Origin of the sequence: Planomicrobium sp. YIM 101495, assembly GCF_009707665.1 — a bacterium.
Taxonomy (GTDB): domain Bacteria; phylum Bacillota; class Bacilli; order Bacillales_A; family Planococcaceae; genus Planococcus.
The window spans coordinates 1,829,931-1,844,433 of sequence record NZ_WLZW01000001.1 but is presented as its reverse complement, the minus strand read 5'-3'; the positions used below and the strand labels follow the sequence as shown (position 1 = coordinate 1,844,433).

Annotated in this window: 15 protein-coding genes; 14 read left to right on the top strand and 1 reads right to left on the bottom strand. The window is 47.8% G+C overall.

The features are described from left to right. The first annotated feature begins 100 nt into the window (after window positions 1-100). The 6 genes from GIW82_RS08960 to GIW82_RS08935 all read left to right on the top strand — a co-directional run bounded on the left by GIW82_RS08960 (window position 101) and on the right by GIW82_RS08935 (window position 5,729). Window positions 101-1,609 carry a DUF1846 domain-containing protein gene (locus tag GIW82_RS08960; protein WP_154749486.1) on the top strand — a complete coding sequence of 503 codons (1,509 nt, stop codon included), beginning with the start codon at window positions 101-103 and terminating at the stop codon, window positions 1,607-1,609. Between the two features lie 230 nt (window positions 1,610-1,839). After that, complete coding sequence (locus tag GIW82_RS14890) at window positions 1,840-2,289, top strand: NAD(P)-dependent oxidoreductase (RefSeq protein ID WP_370456150.1); 450 nt, start codon at window positions 1,840-1,842, stop codon at window positions 2,287-2,289. 25 nt (window positions 2,290-2,314) lie between these two features. Then, window positions 2,315-2,797 carry a nucleoside deaminase gene (locus GIW82_RS08950; protein WP_154749485.1) on the top strand — a complete coding sequence of 161 codons (483 nt, stop codon included), beginning with the start codon at window positions 2,315-2,317 and terminating at the stop codon, window positions 2,795-2,797. A 78-nt stretch (window positions 2,798-2,875) separates the two neighbouring features. Further along, a complete protein-coding gene (locus tag GIW82_RS08945) occupies window positions 2,876-3,217 on the top strand; it encodes an HIT family protein (protein WP_370456149.1) in 342 nt (113 codons plus the stop codon). 325 nt (window positions 3,218-3,542) lie between these two features. Continuing rightward, window positions 3,543-4,202 (top strand): DNA-binding response regulator, encoded by a 660-nt coding sequence (locus tag GIW82_RS08940; protein ID WP_154749484.1) that lies wholly within the window; start codon window positions 3,543-3,545, stop codon window positions 4,200-4,202. Between the two features lie 339 nt (window positions 4,203-4,541). After that, window positions 4,542-5,729, top strand: a complete 1,188-nt coding sequence (locus GIW82_RS08935) for a DUF4317 domain-containing protein (RefSeq protein WP_154749483.1) — start codon at window positions 4,542-4,544, stop codon at window positions 5,727-5,729. Between the two features lie 81 nt (window positions 5,730-5,810). Here the strand turns inward: GIW82_RS08935 and GIW82_RS08930 are convergent, their stop codons facing one another. Next, window positions 5,811-6,443 (bottom strand): GntR family transcriptional regulator, encoded by a 633-nt coding sequence (locus GIW82_RS08930; protein WP_154749482.1) that lies wholly within the window; start codon window positions 6,441-6,443, stop codon window positions 5,811-5,813. 128 nt (window positions 6,444-6,571) lie between these two features. On the opposite strand from GIW82_RS08930, the gene garR reads away from it, so the two are divergent. From garR to GIW82_RS08890, 8 genes are all read left to right on the top strand, one after another. Continuing rightward, window positions 6,572-7,609, top strand: a complete 1,038-nt coding sequence (gene garR, locus GIW82_RS08925; protein ID WP_154749481.1) for a 2-hydroxy-3-oxopropionate reductase — start codon at window positions 6,572-6,574, stop codon at window positions 7,607-7,609. Beyond that, window positions 7,606-9,051 carry a four-carbon acid sugar kinase family protein gene (locus tag GIW82_RS08920; protein WP_154749480.1) on the top strand — a complete coding sequence of 482 codons (1,446 nt, stop codon included), beginning with the start codon at window positions 7,606-7,608 and terminating at the stop codon, window positions 9,049-9,051. Before garR ends, GIW82_RS08920 begins: the two co-directional genes overlap by 4 nt. 34 nt (window positions 9,052-9,085) lie before the next feature. Beyond that, window positions 9,086-9,922 carry a class II fructose-bisphosphate aldolase gene (locus GIW82_RS08915; protein ID WP_154749479.1) on the top strand — a complete coding sequence of 279 codons (837 nt, stop codon included), beginning with the start codon at window positions 9,086-9,088 and terminating at the stop codon, window positions 9,920-9,922. An 83-nt stretch (window positions 9,923-10,005) separates the two neighbouring features. After that, the gene (locus tag GIW82_RS08910) at window positions 10,006-11,325 is read left to right on the top strand and encodes a gluconate:H+ symporter (protein ID WP_154749478.1); all 1,320 of its coding nucleotides are present in this window, start codon (window positions 10,006-10,008) and stop codon (window positions 11,323-11,325) included. Window positions 11,326-11,562: 237 nt separating this feature from the next. Then, on the top strand, window positions 11,563-12,450 hold the full coding sequence (locus GIW82_RS08905) for a hypothetical protein (RefSeq protein ID WP_370456148.1): 888 nt from the start codon (window positions 11,563-11,565) through the stop codon (window positions 12,448-12,450). Between the two features lie 375 nt (window positions 12,451-12,825). Continuing rightward, window positions 12,826-13,329 carry an RNA polymerase sigma factor gene (locus GIW82_RS08900; protein WP_154749477.1) on the top strand — a complete coding sequence of 168 codons (504 nt, stop codon included), beginning with the start codon at window positions 12,826-12,828 and terminating at the stop codon, window positions 13,327-13,329. Next, entirely contained in the window at window positions 13,322-14,263 is a 942-nt protein-coding gene (locus tag GIW82_RS08895; protein WP_154749476.1) for an anti sigma factor C-terminal domain-containing protein, read from the top strand. Before GIW82_RS08900 ends, GIW82_RS08895 begins: the two co-directional genes overlap by 8 nt. An 84-nt stretch (window positions 14,264-14,347) precedes the next feature. Then, on the top strand, window positions 14,348-14,488 hold the full coding sequence (locus tag GIW82_RS08890; protein WP_154749475.1) for a hypothetical protein: 141 nt from the start codon (window positions 14,348-14,350) through the stop codon (window positions 14,486-14,488). The last annotated feature ends 15 nt before the right edge of the window (window positions 14,489-14,503 follow it).

Sequence of the window (14,503 nt, the reverse complement as noted above, 5' to 3'; positions counted from 1 at the left end):
AATGAGTAAAGATGGATGATAATTGATAGTTTCTCTTAAGGTGCTTTTATCTATCAGGTTAAGAGAGAGATTGAAGTATAGAAGACGGGACGGTAATTGAATGAAAAAAATTGGATTTGATTCGGAGAAATATTTGCAGGAGCAATCTGCCTACATCCTGGAACGGGTGCAACAGTATGATAAACTTTACCTGGAATTTGGCGGGAAATTGATAGGCGACAAACATGCAAAGCGTGTCCTGCCGGGATTTGATGAAGATGCCAAAATCAAACTTTTGCACACACTGAAAGAAAATGCGGAAATCATCATCTGTGTGTACGCTGGAGACATCGAACGGAACAAAGTCCGTGAAGATTACGGCATCACTTATGACCAGGATGTCCTGCGCTTGATCGATGAATACCGGGCGTATGGCATTTCGGTCAACAGTGTCCTGATCACGCGTTACCAAGGACAGCCGACAGTCAAGGTATTCATGACGAAGCTTGAGCGAAGCGGAATCAGCGTCGGGATCCACCGCGAAATCGACGGCTACCCTACAAACGTGGATGCAGTCCTTGGAGAAGAGGGATTTGCGACAAATCCTTATATCGAAACGACAAAACCGATCGTGGTTGTCACGGCGCCTGGCCCGGCCAGTGGAAAGCTCGCCACCTGCCTTAACCAAATGTACCATGAGAATAAACTGGGCAATAAAGTCGGCTATGCCAAGTTTGAGACTTTTCCGGTTTGGAACCTGCCGTTAAAACACCCGGTAAACATCGCTTATGAAGCGGCTACCGTCGATTTGAAAGACGTAAATATGATTGACAATTATCACTATGAAGCATACGGGAAAGTAGCGATCAATTATAATCGGGATATGGAGACGTTTCCTGTCATCAAACGGATTATTGAAAGGATTACCGGTAAAGAGTCTGTTTACAGCTCACCGACTGATATGGGGGTTAACCGTCTGAAATCGGGCATCACCGACGATATGGCCGTGCAGGAAGCTGCCAGGCAGGAAATCATCCGGCGCAGTTTCGTCGTAGAGAACGATTATAAAAAAGGGCTTGCCGATGAAGACAGTGTACGCCACATGCAAGTGATTCTGGAAGAGACCGGCTTAAAGAAAGAGGACCGGGCGCCTGTATTGCCGGCCCGTAATTATGCGAAAGCGATTCAAGAGAGCCTGGACAGCACGAATTTACAGGCCGTCATTGCACTGGAACTGCCGAATGGGGAGATGATCACCGGCCGGACGACCACGTTGATGGATGCTTCGGCAGCCGCGATTCTGAACGGGCTGAAGAAATTGACCAATATTTCCGATGAAATTAATTTGTTGTCACCGATGATTCTGCAGACGATTCAGCGGCTGAAAACCGATGATCTGAACAGCCGGGTCCCGACATTAAGCGCCAATGAGGTGTTGATTGCACTGGCAATCAGCGCGGTCACCAACCCTACTTCTGAGCTGGCTTATAAGCAATTGCCAAATCTAAGAGATACACAAGCGCATTCCACGGTTATATTGAACAGGGAAAACGAACAGACCTTCAAGAAGCTTGGCATCGACATCACCAATGATCCGGTATATCCGACTGAGAACCTGTATTACAATTAGGTTTTGGAAAACACCTGCCTTTTCTTCTTACATGGACGTCTAGGGCAGGTGTTTTTTCACTTATAGCGTTTAATGAAAATTATTATTTCAGTGCAACCGGCGGTGTCGGCCGGGAAGTCGTGAGACAGGCGGCGATGAGGTGACGGCGTTTGTGCGGACACTACCAAAGCTGGAGATCGAACACGAGAGCTTGACGGTGGTGCAGGGAGACGCGTTCAATCCGCGGGGATGTGGCTGCGGCGATTGCCGGCCAAGATGCGGTCGTGTCGTGCCTCGGCTCCAATAAAGGGATGAAAAAATCCACTGAGCTTCAGGAAATGACGAAGAATATCATAGCGGGCATGGAAGCACACGGCATGAAACGCATCGTCTACACGGCTTCTGCCGGCATCCACCAGGAATTGACGGGCGTCAGCGGGAAGTTGATGATGACGATGCTGAAAAACGCGCTGGTGGACCACGGGGCGGCGGTTGAGCAGATCCGGTCTCACGGGCTGAACTATACGATCACCCGGCCGATGGGCTTGACGAACGGCGAATTTACAGGGAAATACCGGGAAACGGCTGAAGGCGTGCCGGAGAAATCGATGTCCATCCCGCGTGCGGATGTGGCGCATTTTATCGTCAAAGCATTGGACGACCCGCGCTACGAAAACCGTTCAATCGGCCTGGCAACTTAATACAGTAACAGGAGGAGGAATCAGCATGATCACAGAAACGGATTTGAAACATTTGCGGCGCTGCGTGGAATTGGCGGAGACTGCGTTGGAAAAGGGGGATGAGCCGTTCGGTTCTGTCCTGGTATCCGCTTCAGGAGAAGTACTTTTTGAAGACCATAATCATAACGGGGGTGGCGACAGCACGCAGCACCCCGAATTTGCCATCGCCAGGTGGGCAGCGAACAATATGCCGCCTGAGGAAAGAAGCAAAGCGACCGTTTATACTTCCGGCGAACATTGTCCCATGTGTTCGGCGGCCCATGGGAAAGTCGGATTGGGCAAGATCGTCTACGCAAGTTCCTCGGAGCAATTGGCGGGATGGATGAGTGAGCTGGGCGCCAAACCGGGTCCTGTCTACAGCCTCCCGATCGGGGAAGTCATCAGAGATGCACAGGTGGAAGGGCCGGTCCTGGAACTGGCGGAACAGATCCGCAAGCTCCAGATCCGTTCGTTCGAAAGGAAGCAATGAGATTGAAATCGAAAAATCCCATGAGACTATCTCATGGGATTTTTCGATTTCGTTTAAAGGAAATGAACTTTGTCTGTTTTGCAGCTTGAAAAAGCCAGTGAAAAAGGTGTCCCGCTAGAAGGAGCAGGAATTATTATTCCAAAAATACATAGAGAAACAATATTTGATGTAACGCAGGAAGAGTGGGTCGCGACTTATGATCTTCTTCAGGCAGTTAAACAGCATCTCGACAAACTTTACGAACCGGACGGCTATAATTTAGGGTGGAATTGCGGTGAAGTTGCAGGACAGCATATCCCGCATGCACATTTTCATGTGTTGCCGAGGTATGAAGATGAATTATTGGCTGGAAAAGGAATTCGCTACTTGTTTAAAGGAGAACAAAATAAAAGAACGTTCCGTAATACTCATAACCTTTAGGAAAATCTCTTTAGAGAAGCAAAGAGGTAAGCATGGAATGAAAAATTCTTTAAGTTTTTGAACTAAAAATAGGCGAACAAACTTCGCCTATTTTTTATTTTTGCTTAAAACAATAAGCAAAGGTGAAAACCCATATTCACTAATCGCAATTATAAAGAAAATATTAATTGATAAATTCTAAAAATTCGTTAATCTAAACTTATCCTCCAGTGAAACTTCTGCAACCATCCCCATTTGTTTTGAATATCCGCTTTTCACCTCTTTATAAAAATTATTCAAGCATTAATAACCGCACTTTTAAAAATCTCTTTGAAAGAGGGACTCTATGGAATTCGAAAAAGAATATGAGGCTTTTTTAAACGCGCATCGGCAGACTAGGACCGGAGAAAGGCTAAGACGTTTGGAAGAAGGGCATCAGCAGGCAGAGATTTTGTTTTTGAAACAAATATGGTGGCCGCTGTTTCGTCATTTTCAGTATCTCCATCCGGAATACGAAGTCGATGATTTTAAGGATGGCAAAAGGTACTTGGATTTTGCTTATATTCGTCCAGGTATCCGAATTTGCTTTGAGATTGACGGTTACGGGCCACACTCAAGGAATATAAGCAGATGGAATTTCTCTGATAATCTGGAACGTCAAAATCAGCTGGTCATTGATGGGTGGACTGTCATGCGCTTTTCTTATGACCAAGTAAAAGAACGTCCCCGCAGATGCCAACAGATTGTACAGCAGGTGATTGGAAAATGTCTGGGGGATGAATTGGGTCAAGTCACTTTATCCCTGACGGAGAAGGAAATGCTGCGCTTCGCTATCCAAAAGGGTGAACCTATTTTTCCGAAAGAGTTTGAAGCACATTTGAACTTGAGTGAAAAAACGATAAAAAAGTTGTTAGGTCAATTAGTCGCTAAGAAAATGTTATTTCCCGCTTCTGGAGTCAATAGAATCCGTTCATATCGGGTACCGCATGAGATGAAAAACAATTGAAGCGAAATAAGAGGAAAATTTCCTGTTATTTAGAAGTTAGAGCCGAAATCTGAAGAAATAGCAGGAAAAATTACCTTTATTCAATGAAAAAGCACTAGAAAATCGCCAATTACGGTGTTTAAGGGTAAATAATACCCTTATATTAGCCATTGAAGGCTCTTCAGCAAGAATAGCGGTAAAAATTCCTGTTATTTTGCAAGCCGGTTCGTTCCATCGCATCCTCAGATTTATTCGAACAACCCTCGCCCCTAAAGAACTTGTTATAATGAAAGAGCACCAAAAGCTGAAGCAGCTTTGGCTGCTCTTTTTTATTTTCGACCGAAGGAGTTGGAACGACAAATGAACAAGAACGACATCGCGGATATCCGCAAACGATTCAAGCTGGATACCGATTTATTGAAAATCGCTGATATTTATAACGTCTACATTCAGAAGGAAAGCACGGAGATCTTCCACGAGGAGAGCCAGTCGTTTTCGTTATTAGAGCGGGAGCAGCAGGAGCTGTTTCTCAATAACTTCAAGAAAGTGCTGGGCGGTAAGCTGGACCAGAAGCTGTTCGAGGTGAGATTCCAGCCGCAGGAAGACGGGCAGGCCGATCATACGCAGCACCTCTTGTATGAAGGGCTGGAGACGGACGACAAAGAGGAATGGCAGGCGAATATGCAGGCGATCGCGCTGAAGATGGTGGAGGAGCGGCCGTATGAAAAAGACATGGTCGTCACATTCATCCAAGGCACTTATTTCAAGACGACGAAGCGGGCACCGGACGAAACGGAAATCGACATGCGCGATGAAGTATTTAAGACTCCCTTCATCCTTTGCAGCATGAACCAGACGGAACTCCCGAAAAGCTCGCTCGTATTCGACTTCACTGAGAAAGAATTCAAATCGAATCTCATGACGGATCCGGTCATCAAACTGACGTCACCGATTGGCGGCTTCTTTTTTCCGGCTTTTAGCGATAACGGGGCAGACATCCATCACATCCTATACAGCGCAGGAAAAGTGAACAAGCCGGATTTCCAGTTTATCGAGAACGTGCTGAACGGTGATGAGATCATGACGGCGGAAGAAGATAAAGCGGTGTTCGAAGAAATCGTTAAAGCGGTCATCGGCGAAGAAATGAATTCGAAGACGCTTGCCAACGTCTACGACGAAATCAATGCCATGCTCGTCGTGGAAGAAGACGACGAAGAGATGGAAGCGCCCGTCCTCGATACGAAGGAAATGGAGCGCGTTCTGAAGGCGAGCGGCATCAAAGAAGTGAATACGGAAAAAGTGGAGCGCGCGTTCCGGCAAGTGACCGAAGATGACGCCTACGAAATGAAGGCTTCGCACGTCGTCCCGAATTACGCGTCCAAATCGATCAAAATCGAGACGAAAGTGGCGGAAATCAAGATCAGCCCGCAGGATCTGCGCTACGTCAAGCAAGTGAATCATAACGGCCGCCGCTACATCATGATCGAAGTGGAAGAAGACATGATGATCGAAGGATTCAAGCTGATAGAAGAAGAGCTATACGAATAAAAGGGCATAAAAACCTCATCGCGCCTTACTGCAGTTTAGTTCTCTGCAGCGGCCGCGATGAGGTTTTTATCGTTCGCTCACTCATCCGAAATTCGTGCTGCTGATGATATGCAGACAAAAATCCAGATCTGCCTGCAGGTGCTCTTCCATCAGGCGCTTTGCCGATTCTCCATCACGATCCTTGATCGCCTCGTAAATCTTTTCATGTTCATCGATCAAGTTCGGCCGCTTGTGCAGCACGACGGTTTTGCGGAACAGATGGATGATCGACTGCATCCGGTCGATGATATCGATGATCTGTGCGTTGCCGCTCGCCTGGACGATGATTTCGTGGAACCGCGCATTCGCGACCATCACTTCATCTGAATTGGCTTCACGTCCGGTGCGGATACACGCAGCCAGCTCTTCCAGCTCTCGTTCCGGCAAATAAATCGCTGCGGACTGACTCGAGAAGCCTTCCAGCAAAATTCGCACCTGGAACAAGTTCCGCAAATCCTTCTCGCTCGGCTGCACGACTTTCTTGCGGACGATCAATCCCTCGTACTCCAACTGACGTAGAGCTTCGCGGATTGGAGTCCGGCTGTAGCCGAGCTCTTCTGCGAGACGTTCCTCGACGATTTTCGTCCCACTCGGAATTACTCCGCTCAAAATGCGGTCACGTACTGCTTCGTACGCCTGCTGGGAGGCTGTACGGCTTTTTATTTCCTGTCTCATCCCGATCACCTCTATTTGTAGAAAACTGTTGCTTTAAACTTATCAAAAAAACCAAGGAAAAGAAAGACACACAATAATTGGAAGACAAATTCAAAGAAATCACTGCAATGTGCACATAAAATGCTAAAATGTATACAAAAAGATATCAAATCGTGTACAATTTTTTAGTAAAAGTATACAATGTCGAATGTAAGGGTTTTCTTTATATTCAATTCACACGTAATGATTCATTTGTATATGGACTAACTAGCTATGGAGGCGAGACAATCATGAAGAAAATCGGATTTATCGGCTTGGGCATCATGGGCAAACCGATGGCATCGAATTTAGTTGCAAAAGGGTATTCTGTTACAGTCAATGATTTGAACGAAACGGCGGTAGCCGAGCTTGTAGCAGCAGGAGCAACGCGTGCAGCGTCACCGGCGCAAGTGGCAGAGCGCAGCGAGGTCATCATCACGATGCTTCCTGCCAACAAACACGTCAAACAAGTCGTGCTGGGAGATAACGGCGTCTTGCAAACAGCTAAACCGGGCACGGTCATCATCGACATGAGCTCGATCACACCGGTCGTATCGAAGGAAGTTGCGGCACTTGCAGCTGAGAAAGGCGTCGAAATGCTTGATGCACCGGTCAGCGGTGGCGAGCCGAAAGCGATCGACGCGACGCTTGCAATCATGGTCGGCGGCAAAGAGGAAGTATTCGAAGAGGTGAAAGATGTCCTTTACGCGATGGGTACGGAAGTGACGCTTGTCGGAGGAAACGGCAGCGGAACGACAGCGAAGCTTGCAAACCAAGTCATCGTCAACTTGAACATCGCTGCAATGTCCGAGGCATTGGTCTTGGCGACAAAAGCAGGAATCGATGTAGAGAAAATGTATCAGGCGATCCGCGGCGGCCTTGCAGGAAGTGCCGTGCTCGACGCAAAAGCACCACTCATCCTTGACCGCAACTTCGTGGCAGGCGGCAGAATCGATATCAACATGAAAGACATCACGAACGTCATCGACACGGCGCACGAAATTGGTGTACCTATGCCGCTTTCAAGCCAATTGCTGGAGATTTTCCATGCACTGAAAGTAGACGGCAAGTCGGCTGACGACCACGGCGGGATTGTTCAATATTTCGAGAAGCTTGCGAATGTTGAAGTGGGGAGAGTCGAAAAATGAGCAAGGTGAACCAAGAAGAGACACGTCCGGTCGACGAAGTATTCGCTACAATTCCGGGAGTAGACCGAAGTGCTGTCCAAGAACTATTGAAAACCGAACTCGCTTCGTTGAATAAGAAAATCATTGTCCTTGATGACGACCCGACAGGCGTGCAGACCGTGCACGGCGTCTCGGTTTATACAGACTGGTCTGTGGAAAGCATTTCGCAAGGATTCGCAGAAGAACAGGCAATGTTCTTCATCTTGACGAATTCACGCGGCTTCACAGCGGCGGAAACAGCACGTGCGCATCAGGAAATCGCGGATAATGCGCTAACAGTCTCCAAGCAGCAAGACAAAGAGTTCCTCTTGATTAGCCGCGGAGATTCGACGTTGCGTGGGCACTATCCGCTCGAGACGGAAACGTTGAAACAAACGGTCGAAGCAGGTTCTTCTGTCGCATTCGACGGGGAAGTGATCGTGCCATTCTTCAAAGAAGGCGGACGCTTCACGATCGATGACATCCACTATGTCCAGTATGGAGAAGGCTTAGTGCCAGCAGGGGAGACAGAGTTCGCAAAAGACCGGACATTCGGCTACAGCAACTCACACCTTGGCAAATGGGCAGAAGAGAAATCAGAAGGTCGCTTCTTGGCGGATAACGCGACGTACATCACACTTGCAAGCTTGCGCGCACTCGATTTCGAATCCATCACGAAGCAGCTGATGGACGTCCGTGACTTCAATAAAGTCATCGTCAACGCAGTCGATTATGTCGACATCGAAATCTTTGCCGTTGCCCTCGTCCGTGCAATGAAGGCAGGCAAGCAGTTCATGTTTCGAAGTGCAGCAGCACTGACGAAAGTGATTGGAGGCATCCCGGACCGCGGTTTGTTGACAAAAGACGAGATGGTCTCAGGTCCGGCGGAAAACGGTGGATTGATCATCGTCGGTTCCCACGTTAAGAAGACGACGGAGCAGCTGGAAGAGCTGAAGAAATGTGACTTTATCGAGTTCATCGAATTTGACGTTCATCTTGTGCTGGAGCCTGAGAAGTTCGAGCAGGAAACAGCGCGCGTGCAAGAGACGGCAGAACGCTCCATCCAATCAGGCAAAACCGTCGCTGTATACACGCGACGCGAACGCATGGATCTCGGCGAAGGCAAAAAAGAAGAAGAATTGATGCTGTCAGTGAAGATTTCCGATGCTGTTACAAGCATCGTCCAAAACTTGCAGACTCGTCCGCGTTACATCATCGCAAAAGGTGGCATCACTTCGAGCGATATCGGAACCAAAGGGTTGGAAGTGAAAAAAGCGACAGTCGCAGGCCAGATCAAACCGGGAATTCCGGTATGGTACACAGGGGAAGAAAGTAAATTCCCGGGGCTGTCTTATGTCATTTTTCCAGGGAATGTCGGTGCCGTCACGACCTTGAAAGAAACAGCTGAATTGTTAGAAGGATGACCCATCCACTATTACGAATAAAGGAGCACATCAGATGTTAGTGAATACGAAAGACATGTTGATCAATGCCCAAAAAGGGAAATATGGCGTTGCCGCATTCAACGTCTATAGCCTGGAGACCGTACAAGCGGCTATCCGCGTGGCGGAACAGGAAGACACACCGGTCATCATCGCGCTCGGGGAACGTTATTTCCCGACCGTCGATGTCGAAGGATTTGCGGCAATGGTCCGCGCAATGGCAGAAAAGGCAAGCGTGCCGGTCTCACTGCACCTTGACCACGCCTACGAAAAGGAATCCATCATCCGCGCGATCCGTTGTGGCTTTTCTTCCGTCATGTTCGACGGCTCGACGCATCCGCTTGAGGAAAACATCCGCTTGACGAAGGAAATCACCGAAATCGCTCATATGGCTGGCGTCTCGGTCGAAGCGGAAATCGGTTCGCTTGCGAAAGGTGCTTTTTCTGATGAAGAAGAAGGAACCGGCACGTTAACGGATCCGGAATCGGCGAAAGCATTCGTCGAACAGACCGGCGTCGATTTCCTGGCAGCAGCGATCGGCACAGTGCACGGCATGTACCAAGGGGAACCGAAGATCGACATCGAACTTCTCGGCCGCATTCAGCAAGTAGTGGACATCCCGCTCGTCCTGCACGGCGGCTCCGGAACACCGGAAGAGAAAGTACGCGAGGCAATCCAGTCAGGCATCACGAAAATCAACGTGAACACGGAAGTCTCGATGGCGGCCGTGTCACATTTGCAGACGTATTTCGAAAATAAGGATATGATGCATCTATCGACGGTCATGGAAGACATGCAGCGTGCGATGGAACCGGTCATGGCCAAATTCGTCCGGCTGTTCGCCGGAAAATGAAATTTATAGCACGTGTCGCATGGTCTTCACGTGCTACTCGAATCTTGCCATCAAGCATGGCTTTCCAAAAGGAGTAAAAAGATATGCCGATCGTTTCCGTTTGTATAGGGGTCGCCCTATTGCTTATTTTGATGATGGTCTTCAAGTTGAATGCCTTCATTTCATTGATTATTGTCGCTTTGATTGTCGGAATCATGGAAGGCATGTCGCCGATCGATGCCATGGCATCGGTTCAGAGCGGCCTGGGCAGTACGCTCGGCAGTCTGACAATGATCATCATCTTCGGTGCCATCCTTGGTAAGTTGATGACCGATTCCGGCGGTGCCCAACGAATCGCAACGACGCTCATCAGCACATTCGGGAAAAACCGCGTGCAGCTGGCAGCCGTCGTCACGGCATCTGTTACAGGTATCGCTTTGTTCTTCGAAACTGGCGTTGTTGTTTTGATTCCGCTGGTCTTCACGATTGCAGCAGCAGCAGGCGTACCGATTCTGTATGTTGGAATGCCAGTTATTGCCGCATTGATCACGATGCACGGCTTTGTGCCGCCGCATCCGGGACCGACAGCGGTCGCAAGCGTCTTCGAAGCGAATATCGGCCAGACACTCATCTACGGAATCATCATTGCGATCCCGGCCATCATCATCGGTGGTCCGTTGTTCACGAAGCTGTTCAAGAAAGAGTCGCTGGAAGTTAAAATTCCGAAAGGCTTGTTCAATCCGAAAGAATTCACGGAAGCGGAAATGCCTGGTTTCATGACGAGTATCTTAACGTCATTGATGCCGGTCATCCTGATCGCTTCGCAGGTGATCGTGGAAATCGCAGCACCGGATTCTGCGGTCATGCCGTTCTTCGACTTCATCGGGAACCCGAACGTCGCTTTACTGCTATCGGTTCTGTTGGCCTTCTTCACATTCGGCCTGAACCGCGGCAGAAAGATGGACGAAATCATGAAGTCACTCGGCGAAGCCGTGACAGGCATCGCGATGATCCTGCTCATCATCGCTGCAGGGGGCGCGTTCAAGCAAGTCCTGATCGATAGTCATATTGACCAGTACATCTCGGACATCATGTCGGGCTCGACGTTGTCACCGCTTATCCTGACATGGATTATCGCAGCGATCTTGCGTGTCGCAGTAGGTTCCGCGACAATCGCAGGAATGACTGCAGCGGGCATTGCAGCGCCGCTGATCGGTGTGACAGGCGTCAGTCCAGAGCTGATGGTGCTTGCAGCAGGTGCGGGAAGTATCACCTTCTCACACGTCAACGATGCCGGCTTCTGGATCTACAAGGAGTATTTCAACCTGACAATCGGCCAAACGTTGAAGACGTGGTCGGTCATGGTCACGATCATTTCAATCGTCGGTCTTGTGGGTGTCTTGATTTTGGATATGTTTGTTTAAGGAAAACCAGGAGAGCGTTCTCCTGGTTTTTTCTTTCATCCATTTTTTATTTCTTTTTAGTCCATAATATTGCTTAAGAGTTCATACTTTAAAGCTCTTATCTTGGGCGGAAAGAGGTATAATTGAGGCCGTGGTGCAATGGATTTTGGAAAGAGAAGAGCACATGGAAATTCGGGATCCAACGATGGTCAAGACCATCCAGTCCTGTTTCTTTACGGAAGCTCAGAAAAAATAGAGGTGGCAAACGTGTTTAGAAAGTCTGTTATTTTAACACTGGTCGTATTTTTCATGGTCCTAATCATTTTTACACTCAATATGTTTTTGAAAGACGAAGTTGAAGTCTACACCGATGAAGAAATGACTTTGGCGGTCGAGAAGCCGTTGTTCATCAGCTTTAGCGAACAATCGGCGATGGAAGAAGGCCGTGACCAAACGACGGTTTATGACTTGTCGGTGCTCGGCATGGAGATCGGCACATACACATTGGTCGAACGGACGCTTGAAAACGACGTAACGCTTCTTTTCGAAGAAGTGACAAATACCGGATGGATTCCGTATGCATTATCGTTGAATGTCAAAAACTTGGACGGAGCCGACTTCAAGACGTGGAATCCGGAACCTGCGAAAAGGCTGGACGAAGAAGTATACGGCTCGGATCCGACAAGAAACCCTTACGGCGTCTTTACGAAAGCAGACCGGGAAATCCTGCAGGGCAATGTCTACGTTTCGCGTGACTTGCAGCTAGGCAACGGGGACTGGGTGAAGGAGCTCCGCCACGAAATTCCGGAATACACATTGGAAGAAGGCGTGTTAGCGAAAGCTTACTGGCTGCCTCCGAAGCATCAGAGCGAGACGTGGATGATGACGGCGCAGGAGCCGCTATTCGAAACGGAAGAAGCGGAAGATGAATGGATTGCCCATTCGCTGCAGAATCGTCTGGATCAACTGAACTGGCTGACACCAGCTGGTCCATTTGTCAAACTTTCGTTGACTGATGACCTTCGCACACAGTTGGCCTATGGCGATCTGGCAAAACGGAGCGAGGAGTTAAGCTTCGACAATTGGGAGCCGTCCTTGTTCTTTGAAACGATGCAATTAATTTCAGGGGACTCCATGCAACAGTAATTGGGAAACCCGCTAAAGCCGATGCTTCAGCGGGTGCTCAATTTCACTTTTTATCTTCGGTTATTTGCAGCAAGCGTATGATTGATCCAAATAATAATTATTAATGGTCGGAAAAATACAGAATGATTTGATTTCCCTCTCTCAGGTGCCGTTCATTCGGTGCCTGTTTTTTGTTTCACGTGAAACATCGGCTGGAAAGCTTTGCTATTGGTAATATGAAGATAGCTTTTAAATGAATCATAAAAGGTTTTTATAAAACGGCTCGGCGGAAGAATAAAATGAAATCATTGGATCCTGGAATTTTTCAAAAAAATAATCACATCTTCTTGTTCACTTTTCCTTGGCAGAAACGTTGATAAGGGGGGAGGCCGGTGAATGGGCGATTCGTTGATGGACCAAAAGCTATATGAATACTTGAAGATCGTGAAATCTTATTTGCTGAAGATGGGCGCATCCAGAGAAGATGCAGAAGATATCGTGCAGGATACGGCGTATAAATTCATCCTCTACATCGATTCGATCAGTCATAAGAATGTGGAAAACTGGCTTTTCCGAGTGGCGGTCAATGGCTATTATGATTTGTACCGGAAGCGTTCGAGGAGGCAGGCGATTTCCTTGAAATTCGACTTCCGGCAATTATTCGAAGAGCATACGCCAGAGGAAGCGATACTGCAGAATGAAGTAAAACAAGGGGTGGATGCTGTTTTAAAAAAGCTGAAGCCGAAACACCAGCAATTTCTGCTTTTGAAATACAGTTTGGATCTGTCTATAAGAGAAATTGCGGAGCTGCATGAGATGAAGGAAGATTCGGTGAAGACGACCTTGTACCGTGCGCGCAAGGAATTTGTTCAAGAGTACAGGAGGCAGGGGCATGAGTAAAAAAAATGAGTTGTTTTCAAAAGACGCCGACTTTTCTAAGCTGGTGAAGAAAGCGAAAAGAAAATCGCTGATCAGGAATGGACTGATTTCCGTGATTGTCAGTGTAATTCTATTTATTGGCCTTTTTTGGTTGGGGACTTTCCTGATGTATAAAAAAATGGAGCAGGAAAGCAATTATGATTATGCCTGGCAATCCATTATCGGGGCAAACGTTGAATACGGAGGATCGTTATTTAATTACACACCGTTCTCGGCTACAGTCACTACTGAAATCAATAAATATTTAGCGGATACGCCGGTACCATGGGGAAATCATGAGAAGGTTTTTACCATTTTCGGTCCTTCCCGGGCCATTCATTCTCACTCAATTTCAGGGAAAGGGGAAATCGAGGACGAGAGAATCCCGCTTTATTTTCTGGGAGAGCGGGTGATTGAATTTTATCACCCGGACGGAAATTACGAATTTATCCCGGATGACAAGTCATTGCTGGATGAAATCGATGAAAACAAATTGGTAGAGCTGGCCTATTCTTTTGACACAGCTTACACGATTGCGGAAGTACAGGAAATGTTTGGTGATCAATTGTCCTGGTACTGGGTGGATGATGCGACTCCACTGAGCCAAAACGGTGCGGAAGATCAGCCGATCATTGGAAACAATGTCTATGGCTTTCTTCATGGAGAAGAACGCGAACAGCGGGTGGAATTTTTCATCCGGCAGATCGAATCTCTGAGGGAAGAAAAGGGAGACTTTCAGCAGGAAGCCAATCGTTTGTATGATGCCATCACGGATAATGGGCAATTGGAGCCGGAAGTACAAAATCTGAAAATCATCGGAGCGGTAGTGACTGGAACGCCTGAACAATTGCAGCAATTCAATGAGCTGCCGAACATCCGGGCTGCTGTGCTTGGGGCGACGACCGACCGTTACTGATAATTGATTGGAGCTGAATATTCAGCTCCTTTTTTGTTCACTTTTTCAAGCCTTGAACGTTTTGATAGGGAAGGGAGGAAGGAAATGCAAAGAGAAGCAGGAGTACCGATGAACAATGACCGGTTCAATAAACTCGTGAAGCGAGCAAAACAAAGAGCATTACTGAAGAATATCCTGATTTCACTGGGGGCAAGCTTGTTTGTTCTTTGTCTCGTTCGGCGCTAATCAATTGAGTTCGAA